Source organism: Bifidobacterium sp. M0353, from assembly GCF_016100645.1.
GTDB lineage: Bacteria > Actinomycetota > Actinomycetes > Actinomycetales > Bifidobacteriaceae > Bombiscardovia > Bombiscardovia choladohabitans.
Window position 1 is genome coordinate 127,422 of the sequence record NZ_JACFSB010000002.1, and the last position, 17,874, is coordinate 145,295.

The 17,874-nt window shown below is 58.8% G+C and carries 12 protein-coding genes; 10 read left to right on the forward strand and 2 right to left on the reverse strand.

Annotated features, from left to right (window positions below; all coding sequences use genetic code 11):
• Window positions 1-115 precede the first annotated feature (115 nt).
• The 8 genes from H3V04_RS06205 to H3V04_RS06240 all read left to right on the forward strand — a co-directional run bounded on the left by H3V04_RS06205 (window position 116) and on the right by H3V04_RS06240 (window position 9,551).
• On the forward strand, window positions 116-1,441 hold the full coding sequence (locus H3V04_RS06205) for an ABC transporter substrate-binding protein (RefSeq protein WP_198187569.1): 1,326 nt from the start codon (window positions 116-118) through the stop codon (window positions 1,439-1,441).
• A 130-nt stretch (window positions 1,442-1,571) separates the two neighbouring features.
• A complete protein-coding gene (locus H3V04_RS06210) occupies window positions 1,572-2,528 on the forward strand; it encodes a carbohydrate ABC transporter permease (protein ID WP_198187570.1) in 957 nt (318 codons plus the stop codon).
• Window positions 2,528-3,433, forward strand: a complete 906-nt coding sequence (locus H3V04_RS06215; protein ID WP_198187571.1) for a carbohydrate ABC transporter permease — start codon at window positions 2,528-2,530, stop codon at window positions 3,431-3,433. The genes H3V04_RS06210 and H3V04_RS06215 overlap by 1 nt, the downstream gene beginning before the upstream one ends.
• 49 nt (window positions 3,434-3,482) lie before the next feature.
• Window positions 3,483-5,675, forward strand: a complete 2,193-nt coding sequence (gnpA, locus tag H3V04_RS06220; protein ID WP_198187572.1) for a 1,3-beta-galactosyl-N-acetylhexosamine phosphorylase — start codon at window positions 3,483-3,485, stop codon at window positions 5,673-5,675.
• Window positions 5,665-6,744: a phosphotransferase enzyme family protein gene (locus H3V04_RS06225; RefSeq protein ID WP_198187573.1), complete on the forward strand. Its 1,080-nt coding sequence runs from the start codon at window positions 5,665-5,667 to the stop codon at window positions 6,742-6,744. Before gnpA ends, H3V04_RS06225 begins: the two co-directional genes overlap by 11 nt.
• On the forward strand, window positions 6,741-8,273 hold the full coding sequence (locus H3V04_RS06230) for a galactose-1-phosphate uridylyltransferase (RefSeq protein ID WP_198187574.1): 1,533 nt from the start codon (window positions 6,741-6,743) through the stop codon (window positions 8,271-8,273). The genes H3V04_RS06225 and H3V04_RS06230 overlap by 4 nt, the downstream gene beginning before the upstream one ends.
• A gap of 59 nt (window positions 8,274-8,332) precedes the next feature.
• Entirely contained in the window at window positions 8,333-9,073 is a 741-nt protein-coding gene (locus tag H3V04_RS06235; protein WP_198176909.1) for an SDR family oxidoreductase, read from the forward strand.
• Between the two features lie 112 nt (window positions 9,074-9,185).
• Window positions 9,186-9,551 carry a TIGR02328 family protein gene (locus H3V04_RS06240; protein ID WP_198187575.1) on the forward strand — a complete coding sequence of 122 codons (366 nt, stop codon included), beginning with the start codon at window positions 9,186-9,188 and terminating at the stop codon, window positions 9,549-9,551.
• A 157-nt stretch (window positions 9,552-9,708) separates the two neighbouring features.
• Here the strand turns inward: H3V04_RS06240 and H3V04_RS06245 are convergent, their stop codons facing one another.
• The gene (locus H3V04_RS06245; RefSeq protein WP_198187576.1) at window positions 9,709-10,959 is read right to left on the reverse strand and encodes an MFS transporter; all 1,251 of its coding nucleotides are present in this window, start codon (window positions 10,957-10,959) and stop codon (window positions 9,709-9,711) included.
• A 204-nt stretch (window positions 10,960-11,163) separates the two neighbouring features.
• Between H3V04_RS06245 and H3V04_RS10545 the strand changes: the two genes are divergently transcribed.
• Together H3V04_RS10545 and H3V04_RS06255 are read left to right on the forward strand one after the other, a co-directional pair.
• Entirely contained in the window at window positions 11,164-16,287 is a 5,124-nt protein-coding gene (locus tag H3V04_RS10545; protein ID WP_198187577.1) for a Spy0128 family protein, read from the forward strand.
• A gap of 236 nt (window positions 16,288-16,523) precedes the next feature.
• Window positions 16,524-16,940: a glycerophosphodiester phosphodiesterase gene (locus tag H3V04_RS06255; RefSeq protein WP_198187578.1), complete on the forward strand. Its 417-nt coding sequence runs from the start codon at window positions 16,524-16,526 to the stop codon at window positions 16,938-16,940.
• Between the two features lie 82 nt (window positions 16,941-17,022).
• On the opposite strand, the gene H3V04_RS06260 is transcribed toward H3V04_RS06255, so the two are convergent.
• On the reverse strand, window positions 17,023-17,793 hold the full coding sequence (locus H3V04_RS06260) for an MIP/aquaporin family protein (protein WP_198187579.1): 771 nt from the start codon (window positions 17,791-17,793) through the stop codon (window positions 17,023-17,025).
• Window positions 17,794-17,874 lie beyond the last annotated feature (81 nt).

Here is a 17,874-nt window from a genome sequence, read left to right on the forward strand (position 1 = left end):
GGTAAGGAAGACCGATCCATGAATTGTAAATAGTGTTGACAATTAGACCTAATGTGTTAATCTGAAACTGGTCGTCTGGTGACGACGACGGCCATTTACCGTAAAGGAGCGGGAAATGATATCTGAAGGGAAACGACTACTCGCTGCGGTGACGTCTCTGGCGGCCCTGAGCATCGCCCTGTCGGGCTGTGGTTCATCGGGGGCGTCAAAGTCCTCATCTGAAAGTGAGTCTTCCAAGTCGGACGAAAAAGTGCAGATCACCTACCTGCATCGGCTACCGGACAAACCGAACATGACCCCCGTCAATGACATCGTCGCGCGGTGGAACAAGTCCCACCCCAACATTCAGGTCAAGGCAACCAAGTTCAACGGCAAGTCAGCCGAGATGATCAAGAAGCTGGAGACCGATGTCAAGGCCGGCAACGCACCGGACCTGGCCCAAGTGGGCTATGCCGAGCTGCCGGAGGTCTACACCAAGAGCATGCTGGAGGACGTGAGTGCCGAAGCCTCCAAGTACAAGGACAATTTCTCCCCCGGTGCATACAAGCTTATGGGCATTGATGGCAAGATGTTCGGCCTGCCGCAGGACACTGGCCCGTTGGTCTACTTCTATAACAAGGCCGAATTCGACAAGCTGGGCATTTCAGTGCCCACTTCCAAGGACGAACTGATCGAAACCGCCAAGAAGGCGGCTGCACAGGGCAAGTACATCATGTCCTACCAGCCCGACGAGGCCGGCAACATGATGCCAGGCCTGGCCGGTGCCACCAAGCCCTGGTACACCGTAAAGAACGATGCCTGGGTGGTGGACACCCAGACCGACGGCTCCAAGCAGGTGGCCGACGTTTATCAGCAGCTGCTGGACGCCAAGGCTGCTCCAACCAATCCACGCTGGGACCCCTCTTTCGATGCCTCACTCAAGAACGGCCAGCTTATCGGTACTGTGGGCTCCGCCTGGGAGGCACCTCTCATCGTTGACACCATGGGCGATACCGGCAAGGGTGAATGGCGCGTAGCCCAGCTGGGAGACTGGTTCGGCAACTCAGGCAAATCCAGCCCCGACGGCGGATCCGGCGTCGCTGTTCTCAAGGGCAGCAAGCATCCTGAACAGGCCATGGAGTTCCTCAACTGGTTCAACACCCAAGTCAAGGACCTGACCTCCCAAGGTCTGGTACTGGCTGCCACCACCGAGGAAGCGAAGACCCCCGAGAGCTGGTCATCCTACTTCGGCGATCAGGACCTCATGAAGGAATTCGCCACCGCCAACAAGAACATGGGCGACTTCACCTACATGCCGGGCTTCTCCTCGGTAGCTGCGGCCATGACAGAAACTGCCGCCAAGGCTGCCACCGGGCAGGCCAAAGTCGCTGACATCTTCTCGCAGGCACAGACCACCTCCATAGCCACCCTCAAGGACTACGGCCTGGCCGTCGCCAAGTAATCGACACCATCAGGACCGAGCGGGACCATTCCCGAGATTTGGGACCCGAAGCCGGTGAACGTGTTTCGGGTCCCAAACATGCTCGGTCATTATCTCATTTCTCTTCAAGACAAGGACAGGTGTACCCAGAATGAGTGCTACACGGCGGTCGTCAGCTGCCCGACCAGGCAGGGCGGGACGCTCGGATGCGGTGAAACGTGCCGAACGCACGGGTTGGGCTTTCATGGCCCCCTTCGGCATCCTGTTCATCGTGGTCTTCATCATCCCTATCATCTATGCCATTTACTCCAGCTTCTTCCAGGACGTCGCCTCGGGTGGCGGCGCCTACGGGGGCGGAACCATGGTCAATAAATTCGTGGGTCTGGCCAACTTCAGGTATGTGGTGACCTCGGCCGCCTTTTGGTCGGGAATCGGCCGTGTGCTGATCTATACCCTGATCCAGGTGCCCATCATGATTATCGCCGCCCTGGCCCTGGCCATGGTGCTGGATTCCTACATGGTCAAGCACGTGACCCCATTCCGTCTAGGCTACTTCCTGCCTTATGCCATCCCCGGGGTGGTCGCATCCATCATCTGGGTCTTCCTCTACAATCCGCAGATCTCACCCATCGTCAAGGGCCTATCCTCCATAGGCATCACCGTAGACTTCTTCGCCGGCAAGGTCGTCCTGGCATCCATGGCCAACATCACCACTTGGACCTTCACCGGGTACAACATGCTCATCTTCCTGGCAGCCCTGCAGGCCATCCCCCATGATTTGTACGAAGCGGCCCGCATAGACGGGGCCACCGGCTGGCAGATCGCCCTGCACATCAAACTGCCAAATGTGCGCGGCGCCGCCCTGCTGGCCATGCTGCTCTCCATCATCGGCACAATCCAGCTCTTCAATGAGCCCCAGGTCATGCAGACAGCCGATCCGGGCATCTCCAACTCCTTCACACCCATGATGATGGCCATGAACACCTCCCGTGGGACCTTAACCCCCAAGGGCAACGGACCAGCCTCGGCCATTGCCATCGTCATGGCCCTGATTGCCGGCGTGCTGGCCTTCCTCTACGCCTGGATTGAAAGGAAGGTGAATGAATAATGCGCATCTTTCACTCAAGAAGCGGTTCCACCCAGGAACTGCCACGTTCCATGCGCCCTTCCCACCTGGCCAAGATCATCACCGTGGCCGTCCTGATCATCACCCTGATCTACTTCCTCTTCCCCATCTACTGGGCCGTCATCGCCTCCACCAAGTCGCCTTCCCAGTTGATCGGCAGCAATGGCATCTGGTTTGCATCGAGCCTCAAGGACCTACCCGACGCCATTGCCACCAACTACAGCAAGCTGCTGGGCTGGACACATGCCAGATTCTGGCAGTGGGTTGCCAATTCGTTGATCTACTCGGGCGTATCCGCAGTGATCGGAACCATCGTCTCGGTCATGGCCGGCTATGGAACAGCCAAGTTCAACTTCCGCGGGAAGGGCATAGCGATGGCCGTCGTCATGGCATCCCTGCTCATGCCTGCAGCGCTGATGACCATTCCTCAGTACTCCATCTTCCAGGCCCTGCATTTGGACAACACCATGCTGTCCATCATCATCCCCTGCTCGGTCTCGCCCTTCGGGTTCTTCCTGGGAAGGGTATATGCGCAGAGTTCAGTGCCCACGGAACTGCTGGAAGCAGCCAGGATTGACGGAGCCGGCGAGGCGCGCATCTTCTTCACCATTGTCCTCAGACTGCTGGCACCGGCCATGGTGACCATCTTCCTCTTCCTGTTCGTGGCCACCTGGAACAACTTCCTGCTGCCATTGATGATGCTCTCCGGCGAAGGGCTCTACCCGGTGACCCTGGGTCTGTACGGCATGGTCTCCCTGCCCACCTTCAACGACAGAGGAGCCCTGATGATGGGGGCCCTGCTGGGCGTGCTACCGGTCATCATCCTCTTCCTGTGCCTGCAGCGGTTCTGGCAGGCTGGCCTTGCCGCCGGCTCTGTCAAGGGCTGAGGCTCACCCACCAACCAATTCATACATCCGCGAAGGAGCATGTTGATATATGAGCACCACAGGCCGATTCACCTTGCCTGGCGAGGAACACTTTGTCAAGCAAACCGAGGAGCTTTGCCAAAGGTGGGGGGCGGATGCCATCCGCAATTCCGACGGCACCAGTCTGGACAAAGAACTGCTCGGGCTGGGAAAGAAAGTCTATAGCGCCTATTTCCCAGCCAGGGGCTATAACGAGTGGATCCGCGAGCATATGGACGAGACACCTCAGGTCTTTCTGCTGACGGATCGAGTCCTGGCTCAGAACGGGCGGGTCGACATCGATCTGATGTCCGGCTTCTTCGACCAGCAATTCACCCCCAACCGCGACGACGACCCCCACCGATACTGGGAGGTGATCGACCGGACCACCGGGGCGGTGCTACCCGACGAATCCTGGAATCTTGACCCTGACTTGGACCGCGTCCATATCGAGGGCGCCATGCCAATGCATGAATACACAGTCACTTTCCTGGCCCGCATCATCTGGGATCCTGTGGAGATGTACAACCACCTGACCAACGACTGGGGCGATCGGGAGCACCAGATTCCCCTGGACATCTACCACCCCGCCACCCGCGACTTCGCCATGAAGGCCTTCGCCCGATGGCTGAGGGACAACCCTTCCACCGACGTGGTTCGCTTCACCACCTTCTTCTATCAGTTCACGCTGCTCTACGACCAGCATCAACAGGAAAAAATCGTCGACTGGCTGGGCTACGCCTGTACGGTCAGCCCTAGAGCCCTCGAGGATTTCTCACGGGAATATGGATACCGTCCACGTGCCGAGGACTTCGTTAGGGACGGCTCCTACAATTCCTCCTTCCTGGTCCCCACGCGAACACAGCGCGACTGGATGGATTTCATCAGCCGTTTTGTAAGGGCCAATGTGGCCACCATGGTCGACATGACCCACGCAGCCGGTAAGGAAGCCATGATGTTCCTAGGCGACCAGTGGATCGGCACCGAACCTTATCGGCCCGGGTTCTCCGATCTCAAGCTGGATGCCGTGGTCGGATCCGTCGGTGACGGAACCACCCTGCGCATGATCGCCGACATCCCCGGGGTCCGTTACACCGAGGGACGCTTCCTTCCATATTTCTTCCCCGATACCTTCCATGAGGGCAACGACCCCAGCATCGAGGGCCTGGACAACTGGAGGAAGGCCCGCCGGGCCATTCTGCGCAGTCCCATATCGCGCATGGGCTACGGCGGCTATCCTTCGCTGGCTATAAAGTTCCCCAAGTTCGTGGACACCGTGGCGGCCATCGCGGAGGAGTTCCGCGACCTGCACCGACACACAGGCAGCCGTCCTGCCGCCACCCAGCTGACCGTGGCGGTGCTCAACTCCTGGGGGGCCATGCGCTCCTGGATGGCCTACACCGTGGCCCATGCCCTGCCCAACCAGCAGACTGCCTCCTACTACGGCATCCTGGAAGCCCTCTCCGGCATGAGGGTCTCCGTCCGCTTCATCAGCTTTGACGGTCTTCTGAGTCAGGGCGTGGATCCGGACATCGACGTCATCATCTGCGGCGGGCCGGAAGGCACCGCTTTCAGCGGCGGAACAGTCTGGAAGAACCCCGAGTTGGTCCGAATCCTGCGCACCTGGACGGAAAACGGCGGCGGTCTGATCGGAGTCGGCCAGCCCACGGCTCTGGACTGGCAGGGACGTTTCTTCCAGCTGGCTGACATATTCGGCGTGGATCAGGAGCGCTACCGGACGCTTTCTGTGGACAAACACTTCTCCCCAACCATACAAGACCACTTCATCACCCATGACCTGCCGGGGAATGCCCCTGCTGACTTCGGCCACCCGATTCTCGACACCTACCCTATCGATGGACATACAAGCCTGCTCAGGGCCGATGGCGGTCAGGTCCAGCTGGCGGTGCGTGACTACGGCAGCGGACGCGGAGTTTATCTGTCTGGACTTCCCTATTCGGCAGTCAATGCCCGCCTGCTGGAACGAGCTCTGTTTTGGGCGGCCCACAAGGAGGAGCGGTACCGGAAGTGGAGCAGCGACAATCCTGAATGCGAAGTGGCCGTCTTTCCTCAGTCGGAAACCTTCTGCGTGATCAACAACAGCGAAATGGCGCAGAGGACAGAGATTCGACTTCCCGGTGGAGCAAGCCGAGTCCTTGACCTGGGCCCCTCTGCCATAGTCTGGCAGCCGTTGCCTTCGGAAAAGAGGGATAATGAAGATTGATGAGAGCGCACTGCGTCAGGTGGCAGAACACTTCGCCATGGAGGGCAACCTGGAGGACGTCACCCCCTATGGCAACGGGCATATCAATGTCACCTACCTGGCCAGGACCGACCGGCACCGGTACATCTTGCAACAGATGAACACGACGGTCTTCCCCGACACTGCGGCTCTGATGCACAACATCGAGCTGGTCACCGACTTCCTGCGCTCGCAGGGACAGGAAACCTTGGACATCGTACCCACCGACCAGGGCACCTCCTGGTACCGAAACGCCCAAGGGGCCTGGCGGGTCTACAAATTCATCGAGCACACCCGATCCTACGAGATGGTGCCCAACCCCCAGGTCTTCCGCAACGCCGGAGATGCTTTCGGGCGGTTCCAGAATTATCTGGCCGACTTCGATGCCTCCCAGTTGAACGTGACCATCCCCCATTTCCATGACACGCCCAAACGCTTCCGTAACCTGATGACCGCTGTCGAGGATGATCGCCGAGGCCGGGTCAGGGAATGCCAGGAGGAGATTGACTTCTTCCGACAGCGCGCAGACCGTTACGGCATCGTGATGGAGGGCCTGGCAGATGGGACCATACCCCTGCGGGTGACCCATAACGATACCAAGCTCAACAACATTCTCATGGACGAGACCACCGGCCGAGCCAGGGCAATCATCGATCTGGACACGATCATGCCCGGCTCCATGCTCTTCGACTTCGGGGATGCCATACGCTTCGGGGCCTCCACTGCGCTGGAGGACGAGCAGGACTTGGAAAAGGTGCACTTTGACACCGATCTTTTCCAGGCCTACGCCCAAGGGTTCATTGGAGCGGTCCGCTCAAGCATCACTGATCGGGAGGCCAGTCTGCTTCCTCTGAGCGCCTTGCTGATGACCGAGGAATGCGGCATGCGATTCCTGACCGACTACCTGCAGGGAGACATTTACTTCGCCGTCGCCTATCCTGAGCACAATCTGGTGCGCTGCCGCACCCAGGTGACCCTGGCCCGTCAGATGGAAAAATCAACAGATCAGACTGCCAGCATGGTCGGCCAGGTCATGGAGGCCACCAGATGAGCCCACAGACCGATTCACGGGAGTCCGAAAAACAACCTGCCCTGGATGCAGACCTGGATGCCCTTCTGGACTTTGCCCGCCGACATCTGGAATTGGACGAACGCGACACGGATTGGACGCGCAATCGCCTGCTGGCACTACTGGATTTGGACTCCTATACTCCTAGCGACCGAGCTTCCGCCCGTCAATCGACAAGCCAAGGCTCCACAGCCGAAGAGATCACCGACCTGCTGGCGGCTTTTCGCCGGGATGCCCACGCTGCGGGTGTATTCACAGCCGATCGGGATGCAGCGGTCACTGATCGCCTCATGGGCCAGATCACGCGTTCCCCATCCCAGGTGGCTGACAGGTTCGCCGCCGTTGAGGCAGAAAAGGGATCCATGGCCGCCATGCGCTGGCTTTATGACTACGGGATCGCATCGACCTACATCAAAAAAACCGACCTGGATCGCAACCCCAGGTTCGAATCCCAGGGCCTGATCATCACCATCAACCAGGCCAAACCCGAGTTCCGCACCATGGCCAAGGCTGCAGCCGGCAATCGGGTGGGCAGCGGTTACCCGGCATGCACCATATGCAGGACCAACGAAGGCTTCGCCGGACGAGGCAGAAGCACCCTGCGCACTCTGGGCATGACCCTTGGCGGTCATCCCTGGTTCTGGCAGTTCTCCCCCTACGGCTACTTCGACCAGCACGGCATCTGCGTCAACGCCGAACACAGACCCATGCGTGTGGACCGGGAGACTTTTGGCAATCTTCTGGACTTCGTGGATCGTTTCCCAGGCTACTTCCTGGGCTGCAATGCCGCCCTGCCGGGAATCGGCGGGTCGGTGCTGGCCCACGACCACTACCAGGGCGGAGGGGAGATCCTGCCCCTGCATAAGGCGCCAGCCAGAATGGCCATGTCCCTGCCGGGCACGTCTGGCATGCTGATCGAGATTCCGGACTGGCCAGGCACGGCCATCCGCCTGATAGATCATGACCGGGAAGCCATCATCGAGGTAAGCGACCTGATCCGGCGTGGCTGGATCGATTACTCAGACGAAGCTCTCAACATCCGCCCACAGGGTCCCCGGGGCCGTCAATCAGCGCTCTCACCCAGTGTGCTCATCACTGAGCGGGGATACGAGATGAACCTGATTCTGCGCAACAACGGGGTCAGCGAGCAGTATCCGGACGGCATCTTCCACGTTCATCCTGAGTTCTACGCCATCAAGCAGGAGCCCATCGGATTAATCGAAGCCCAGGGTCTCTTCGTTCTGCCAGGTCGCTTGGTGCCGCAGCTGACGAGACTTGCCCGGGCCCTGGAAGATGGCGAGGATCTTCCAGAGTCCTTGAAAGAATTCCGCAATCAGTGGGATGAGCTGACGGCCATGCTGGGTGGATCACGCGATCCTCAACAGATTCGTTCGGCCATACGCCGGGAATTGGGCGATGTCTGCAAACGGATCCTAGGCAACACCGCAGTATTCAAGGATCCCATGCAGACCAGGGCCTTCCTGCTCGGACTGGGATTCATCGATCGATAGCGTGGGCATGCCATCCCATAGGATGGAATACGACAGCACATCTCTATAAAGGAGTGGATATGACTGATCGTCTACAAGGCAAGGTAGCCATCATCACCGGAGGAACCGGCGGCATGGGCGTGGGCATCGCCGAATGCTTCGTCCGTGAGGGAGCCAAGGTGGCCCTTACCGACATCAAGGAGAGCGATGCCTCCCGCAGCTTCATGCAGGAGCACCCCGGGCAGGTCGTCTTCCACACCTTGGACGTGACCGATGAGGATCAGTGGGTCTCCACCATCGACACCGTTGAGAAGGAGCTGGGCCAGCTGACCACCGTGGTCAACAACGCCGGCGTCGGCGACAAAGGTGTCACCATGGACGAGGAAAGCTACGATGACTGGAAGAAGATCATCGCCATCAACCTGAACGGAACCTTCCTGGGCACCAAGCATGGCATGCGGGTCATGAAGGGCCGCGGCGGATCAATCATCAACATTTCCTCCATCGAGGGCTTCGTGGGCCTGAGCCGTGCCGGAGCCTACAACGCCAGCAAGGGCGGCACCAGGCTGCTGACCAAGTCCGCCGCCCTGGATTCCGCCAACAACGGTTACGGCGTTCGCGTCAACTCGGTCCATCCTGGATTCATCAAGACCCCTCTGATCAGCCAGAGCCTTGAGGACAGGATGAGCAAGCTGACGCCCCTGGGTCATATCGGCGAGCCCCGGGACATCGGTGAGATCTGCATCTATCTGGCCAGCGACGAATCCAAGTTCGCGCTGGGTGCCGAATTCGTTGTGGACGGCGGATTCATCGCCCAGTAAGGAATTCCATTAAGGAATTGCCCCAACCCCTTCTTCTGCCAGTCCGCCTCACAGCAATGCAAGCGGCTAGGCTGAGGGAGGGGTTCACTTATGCCCCCAACGAGGGGGCGTCATGCGACTGTGGCATCAGGATCTGATCCGGCTGCTTCCCAGACAGCAGCTGCTGGGCCAGCATCGGGAGATCACCGCCCTGCGTGGACTGGGCTGGGGTCGACGGCATGCCACCGTCGACTATGTCTTCCGCCACTGCCCATACAAGCTCTTTCAATTTCATCTGCTGGTCATGGCAACGATGCACGAGCGCGGCTACCATCCTGACCCCGCCTGGTATGATCCGCTTTACCGCGGCAGGCACTGCCCGCCATACGAGGATTTGACTGCCGTGCCGTTGACGAACCCCATCTATCCCGAGCACGATGCCGCCTATCTGCAGGAATGCTTAGAGAACCTGGCGGGGAAGGGCATCCATCTGACCTAAGGCGATACTCAGGACCGCTGTCGACTGACTACTGTGGCCACAAAATTCACTGACGTGTACGGCAATATTCGGGAACGGCTGTTTGAATCCGAGTATCTGCCCAGAGACCGTACTTCGCCCGACAACCGGTTGGTGGAGTTCTGCCAACCGAAGAGCATCATTGCCGAGTGAGTCTGGACACCGTGGGCACCAGGAGGGAAACCGCCGCCAGCAAAAGGGCCAAAGGCAACAGGGCCGGCCTGACACCGGTATGGTCGGCCAGAAACCCGATGGCCGGAGGAATGATCCAGGAGACTCCGTAGTAGGCAGTGGAGATGACCGAAGCACGCTGGGCCGCCACGGCTGGATCCTTGGTTGCCAAAGTAGTGACAATGGGTACGCCCAGAGCAGCTCCGACACCCCAGATTCCAGCGCCCACAAGACTCAACACAAAAGAGGGCGAAAGAGCATAGACCAGGATGCCCAGAGCCGAAACCAGGAGGGTCAGGACCAGCGAGCGCATGTTCCCCAACCGCTCGATCAGATGCGTCCCCAGCAACCTTGAGACGATCATGGCTGCAGCGAAGATGGTGGGAGCAAGACCAGCTTGAGACTCAGGGACACCGAAGGCATCGACCAGGCCAATGCCGCTCCAATCATTGACGGCACCCTCGCTGGCCTCCAGGGCCACGTTGATCAGGGCAAGTATGAGAACCAGGGCATCGCTCCAGGCCGCCAACTGCTTGCCGAAGGCAGACGATCGCCCTTCCCCCTCCTGCCGATCCGAGCGTTCGTCGTCAGCGCCACCCTTGTAATCCCCTAAGGGCTGAGCCGGGCAGAGCCGAACGCAGGCGACCACCAGAGCCAGGCTGACCAACGCATTGACCGCCAGGTGCGCGCCTATGGCCACACCCAGATGAGACAGGAGCGAGCCCAGTCCCAGGGCAAGAAACATGCCCAGGCTATATGAGGCATGGAAGCGCGGCATTATCGACCGAGAGGAGAAACGCTCCACTGCGCCGGCCTCAACGGTGTTGACCGTTCCCCAGAGGCTGATCCCCGCCGAATTGAAGAGCAGCCCTAAAACCACCCCAGGCACTGATCGCAGAGTGACGGCCAGGGCCGCGATTACCATGCCCAGGCACCAGGTGGACGCAGCCAGCAGCATGGCCCGCCGCACACCCAGCCGATCGGTCAGAACCCCTGAGACCAGCATGCCGACCAGAGCGCCACAGCCGCCCAGGATGGTCATCAGAGCCAGGCCCGAAGGTTGCAGACCGAGACAGGCCTTGACTGTTGGCAGTCGAGAAATCCATGCCGAAGTGCCGATGCCCATGATGATGAAGAACCCATAAACAGCCGACCGCTCACGCATTCCATGACCCGGGAAATCGGCCATCGAGAGCCCATGATGATCCCGTTCACTCATGCGGGCCTCCTTGCTTTGTTCTTGGTTGACCCTTTTTCCCGGAGGCGCACAGCAATAGCGGAATCATAGCCAATGATTCTGTATACTGTTCCACAGCACTATTATCGGATGACTCGAGAACCATCGTAGACAATCGACCGGATGACCTGAAGGGAATGCCCGGCCCGACGCCCCAAGCGGTCGTCGGCGCTCAAAAGGAGAAACGTGGCAAAGGGTAATTTGAGCGGTAAAGTCCTGGCCGGCCTGATGGCTATGGCCATGTTGATACCCACCATGGCCATAGCCGACAGTAAGCAGACGGCTGATGCCCAGACCGCCGCATCCATATCAACATCCCCAACAACACGTGTACAGCAGGCGACTGCGACAAACCAGACGTCGTCCACGTCGACCCAAACCTCTACTCCACAGTTGGACACTGCCACATCCGGGGCAGCCCAAACCACTCAGAAGTCGAAGTCAACCCCATCGAACCAGGCCGCGCCCATACAACCCGGCAGAAGGCCGACCGCCAGATCGGCAATCAAGGACATGCTGGACACCGACGACGCCGTGGTCACCACCCTGTCCCAGACCTCACGCTCCACCGGCACGGCTCCTTTCGACAAGGACAACAACCCCGGCAATGACCACGATGCGGACAATGACATAGTGCGCACTTTCGATAAGTTGTCCTACACCTACTCTTTTGCCGTAAATACCCGCAGCGAGACAACCAGCTACCGCCGGGGCCGAATAGGCTTCCAATTCAAACTGAGCCAGCCTGAGGATCAGGTCACCTTTGATGTGGATTCCATGGGCTGGGTGGACAATACTCCGGGGTACCAGCCAAAGCGAACTACAGAGACCATCGACGGTCATCCGACACAGGTGCTTACCGTTTACAGGCTACTCACCGCAACACCGACTTTGTCTACCGTTATCCCGGGATCCTCCAGCGTCACTCTGGTCCTCCGGGTCCGCAGCATGGCCAATGGCAGCAAATTCGCCCCCGAGATCCAGGCCTGGGGCGCTCCGGATACTACCACCAAGACCGATCCTGCTTCGGCCACGTCCGAACCAGTCACCGTATCAGCCAAGCTTAATCTGAACCTGCGAATCACCGGCGGAACCAATGAAGGCTCCGGCAACCAGACCTTCGACTTCAACACCCCAGCCGCCAGCAATTACCCCAACCATGAGCTGGGCAAGCGCAAGGGGATCATCAGCAAGTTCAACTGGGCCGTTGACATGCGTTGGCCCGATCGGACCAAGGGTCTCAAGGGTCTGGAGGTTCCCACTGGCCCCATTACCTTTTCCCTGTCACTGAGCAATTTGTGGCAGACCGCTGGCGGAGATGCATATCCGAAGATAGAGGATCTGCAACCCTACTTCTGGGACATCGGCACCATCGACGGCGACTTCAACAACAGCGGGCGCAACACCGGCGATCAGGGCTGGAGACCCACTCTCAGCAACTATGGCTATGCCCGATCCACGGGTGGCACGGCTGGGAAGGACCGAGTCCAAGGCAATGGTCAATACACCGTGGCTGAACAGCGCAGCAGCCAGGGCCTCAGGCTGGACCTGACTTTGAAGGACTATGAAACCAAGGACCCCTTCCCCTACCTGGGACACACCTATGCACTAGACGCCAAGTGCACGCCTGCCCTGGCCTCGACTGACTGCACGCGACAGGAAGTGGCCGAAATCTCCACTGGTTACCTATATGTTTTCAACCCCTCCACTGTCGGCGGCAAGGACGTAGCCAACTACTATAACCAGACCGGTCTCAGCTTGCAGAGCAAGGTCGACGACGGCAACCTGAGTGCGAAATCGCTATCAAACCAGTCTTTACCCTCTGCCACCGGCCCCACGGACACGTCAAACCAAGCCGACCAGTCCGATGATATGTGGCACAACGTTATCTTCGCGCTAGGCTCCAGCACATCAAAGGCAGGCATCAGCAACATCATTCAGTACAGTTGCATGACGGCGTCTAACTATTTCGATAACGGCGTGGATTGCGGATGGTGGACTGCTCCTGACAATCTACGGGGGACCGACTCAGCAGTCGCAGGGACCAAAGTGCGGGTAACGGCCGGCTTTAACTTCAAAACCAGCAAGGCCGATCTGCCTCTTTTGGGAATGTCCTTGGTCAAAATCGACCCAAAGGTCGTTAGACTGCCGGACCCCGCAGGTCTGGATCTTCCCTGGGTCAGTGGCATCTGGCAGAACAGCAAATACGATAAATACGAGCCAACGAGCGATCAAAAACCGTCACAGGTCCTGGTCATGTACGCCACCAAACCCGATGGAAAGGACTGGAAAAACGACACCGAGCAAGCCAATGCCGACATAGAGGATCTGAACTTTTATAGCACGCAGAAGGACGCAAAGAAGCATGGCACGGTTGTAGGCATGCTGCTGGGCGGGCGCACTGCCGCGCCCACCAGCTTTGCCGAACTGAATTCCCGATTCGGCTTCGGCGGATTTGTGATCAACGTCCTCCCCGACGCCAAAGTAGGTTCTGTAGCCCAGCTGACATCAGTTTCGCGCACCTTCACCCGCAGCCAATTAGCAGCTATGGCCGGGCTGAGCCCCGAGAACTCCAGCGATCAGGAATGGGAGGACTGGGCCAAGAAACAGAACCCCTACGATTTGGCCAAAGCCGTACCTCCCGACTTAGCCACATCCGTCGGAGGCTATACCAAGGCCCGCTATGATCAAATGAACGGTTACCTGGGCGGAGACACCGGCGGCAATGAACACGGAGACAGCCTCTATGTAGCCGGCGAAACCAACACCATCTCCAACGCCGTAGCACAGACAAGCACCAATTCCAAACCCAAAGAATACTTTGACATAGACAGCGATCAACGGTTCGTTGACTGGCGGCTAACCATCAACACCGGCACTTCAGCTTCCCAAGCCAACAAGGGCGCCCAAACCGAACTCTACATCACCGACAAACTGCCGGCAAAGCTCCACTACATCCCCGGCAGCGCCCGATTGGGCGGCACATATACGGAAGCCACGCCTGAAATGGGCCACATAGAGGGCGGAACCGCATGTGAGCCATCAGTGAGCACGGACTCCGCAACCGGAATCACCACTTTGTCCTGGACACTGACCAACATCCCTGTGGACGGCAACAGCCGGGTCATCCACTTCTCCACCTCCCTAGGCGACCTGACTGACCCTGGCAAAGACATCGGTCCCAACGAGGACCTGACGACCTCTGCCACAGTCCAGTCAAAATACAATATGTCCCAGCCCAACACATACTTGAAGACTGCCGACTCCTTCACCATCCACGCCTGGCGGACCAACACCACCAGCCTTTCCACTTCGGCCGTACAGGATACCAATGAAGCCGGTGCACCAATCGGCTTCACCAACATGCTGAGCAGCACCCCAGGCAGTGGCAAGCAGCATCACTATGCCATCGACATCATGCCGTACACGCAGACAAGCGGCAAACCCGACTTCCACGGGGAACCTACTTTTGCCGATATGAGCATAAAAGCTTCGGCGGGGGCTAGTCTGAGCGGAGTCACCATCCGCTACACCACAGATTCTCGATGGCGGGTGAATGACACGAGTTCCATACAATCCCAGGATTACCTCTCTTGGAACGAGGCTGACTTCAACACAACAAGTGGCGAAGTGAAAATGCCTGAAAACGTAGTCGCCTGGGCCTTCATCATCAATGGGCAGCCCAACCAATTCCGCTATGACATTACCTTCCATATAAACCCTGGAAACAACTCCTCCGGCGACCGCTATCGGAATCGCTGGGGCAATGCATTGAACCAAATGCCTGCCCAGGCCATGGTTGTCCAGCGTTCCATCAGTGGCATCGTATGGTACGACGTCAATGGGGACGGCATCCGCTCCTCGGAAGATATTCTGCTTAAGGATGTCAAAGTGACCCTGCTCAACGATACTGACGACAAGCCCGTCAAGTCGGTCGTCACCCCACATGATGATCTGAGCACAAAATCTGATTCCCAGGGCCAGTACGAACTGACCAATATACCGGCAGGGAAATTCCACCTGCGCTTCGACCCCGCTCCGAACACGAACTGGACCCACCTGACTACAACAATCCAAAAGGCCGGCACAGCCACCCAGAGCGAAAACTCCTCAGCCAGCGACTTTCTGGAGGACGGGACCATGAAAGGCGCCGTCATCAACGATATTGAGTTCCAGAAGGCCAAGGATATGGTGGACGCTGCCAGCCAATCCCTGGATTTCAACAACTGTGGCCTGACAGGAATGATGGACACCGATGAAGTGTCTGCCGGAGTCGAAGTACGGATCCAAGGCAGGAACTGGCTCGGTACAGACTCCTTCGCATTGAATGTCAAGCCCCTGGATGGCGCACCGTCCGCAGCGTTGCCCAGCCAAATCACCATCAACGCCGACAACCAAAATACCCAGGTGCCCGTCAACGTGTATGCTTTGCCCGGCGATGGCAGCTACAGGTATCGTATCCACCAGGAAACCGGCTCCATTCCTGGCCTGACGTATGATCAGAACGCTGCAATCCTGACCATCACTTTGACAACCGATGCAGCTCGGTTACACCGTACCGCCAAGGCGCAGTGGACCGACAGCAAGGGCAGCAAGATAGACACGGCGGTCTTCACCAACACCTACCAGGCCAAGCCGGCCACGGTCAAGCTCACAGCCTTCAAGCACCTGGAAGGCCGGGACCTGAAAGCCGGGGAGTTCGACTTCCTCCTGCAGGACAAGAAAGGCGGGAAGCCGGCCCAAGCATCCAACAAGGCCAACGGGACCGTCGAATTCCCCGACCAGACCCTGTCCGAGGCCGGCGACTACACGTACTGTGTGAGCGAGGCCCAGGGCAGCCTGCCCGGCATCACCTACGACCGGCACAAGGCCACGGTCGACGTCCACGTCACCGACGACCAGCAAGGCCAGCTCCAAGCCACCATCACCGGCAAGGACACCATCTTCACCAACACCTACCAGGCCAAGCCTGATAAGCCGGATCAACCAGATAACCCCGCCGACCCCGGCAACTCCGGCAACTCCGGAGAGCATGACAAGCCGAATCCGCCGGTAGAACCGAGCAAGCCGAGCGAGTCCGATCGTGCACCCAGCAAACCGGATCAAACCGGTTCCAATAGCCAAAAGACGGCACCGGGAAGCCAATCTTCTGATGGCCAGGCGAAGTCCTCTACGGATTCCCCGGCCCTAGCCGCCTCAGGCTCAGACCCAGTCATGCCTGCAGCGCTGACTTTCGGCACTGCCGTCCTCGGCCTGGCGCTGATGTGCTTGCTTCGGCATCGCAGGAATCGAGAGGCCGACCTGGGCTGATAGTTTACCGCATGCGAACACAGTCGGACACGTTTCTCACTAATGACAGCCGCCTATGGCGAACCTCACGGTTCCCTGCCCCTATCTGCAGACGAAATTTGGTATTCTTGCAAGTGGAAGGAATCTTGCATCCAGAGGTCACCGTCGACGATGGACGGTCACCTGAACGGTCATGGCCCTGCACGGTCATGATGTCGATTGTCACACGTGCAGGCCGTCACACAGAAAGGTCAGTCATGGTAGACGATACAGTCATTGTTGTTGATACTTCCATGTTCGGAAAAGATGCCGCCGCGAAGACCGCCAAGGCCAACGAGGTCGCCCGCAAATACGGCATCAGCGACGAGGCCCTCAAGAAGGTCGAGGATTACAAGGATCAGTTGAGCTACCACCAGGCATGGGACCTGCCTTTCCTGGGCTACGTGGACGAGGACGGCTATGGATACGCCTACGTACCCAACAAGGCTGTCGCGGCCGACGGCTGGGATGCCCATAAGGCCTTCCTGGACCTGCCCGATGATGCCCAGACGGCATTCGCCATCCGCATGCTCTTCACCCATCGCGACGTCGACCGCCATGGCGCAGAGATGTTCCTTCACCACGGCCGCGGGCTGACAGTCCGCTTCCAGGAGCCCACCTCAGCCAGCTACTGAGCTCGAGCTACCTTAACCAACTCGCCCCCGGTCCTGTCGTAATAACCCCCTGACAGGGCCAGGGGCTTTTCCATGCCGACGATCAAGGCAGAAGCCCCATCCAGGCAGGCGCTAACACCCCGATGCAGGCTCCGACGATCGGCCCGACAAAGGGTATCCAGGCGTAGCTCCAGTCCGCATCCTTCTCGCCGGACATGGGCAGAAGGCAGTAAGCCAATCGAGCGGAAAAGTCACGTGCAGGATTCATGGCCGCACCAGAAACCCCGCCCAGGGCCATGACCAGAACCGTGATGACCAGGGCTACGCCCAAGGGCCCGACCTGGGTAGGTGTCCCTCCATTGAGGAAAACCCAGGTAACGAGGATGGCCGTACCGATGGCCTCCGATGCCAGATTCCAGAAATTCGAACGTATGGCCGGTTTGGTGCAGAAAACCATGAGTTTGGTATCTGTATCGGTCGGAAGTTCGAAATGCTTGCGAGTGCCCAGGTAGCCCAGGCAGGTGCCGAAGAAAGCCCCCAGGAACTGGGCGGAAACGAAGATGGCCACATTGGCTAAGGTGACCGGAATACCGCCCTTGCCCATGGCCAGACCGTTCAAGGTCGCCTGTGGATCAATCCAGTGACCGACCACCCTGGCCAGGGTCACGGCAGGATTGAGATGGCCGCCCGTTCTCCACCCCGCATATACGCCTACATAGACAGCAAGACCCCAACCCAGCGAAGCGTTGATCCAGTCGGCTCGATAGGCCCCTGTCCTGGGGAGCGACCTGCTGGCTGCAACCATGAAGGCGATGGCCATCATAAGGGCCGTGCCCATGAACTCTGACCAGAACATCTGCGCGCCGCTGATCATGCTCTCTCCTCCAGCTTCCCATCATCAAAGGAGCTGAAAATGGCCAGGCTCCCATAACCCGATAATCGACCGCCGCCGAAC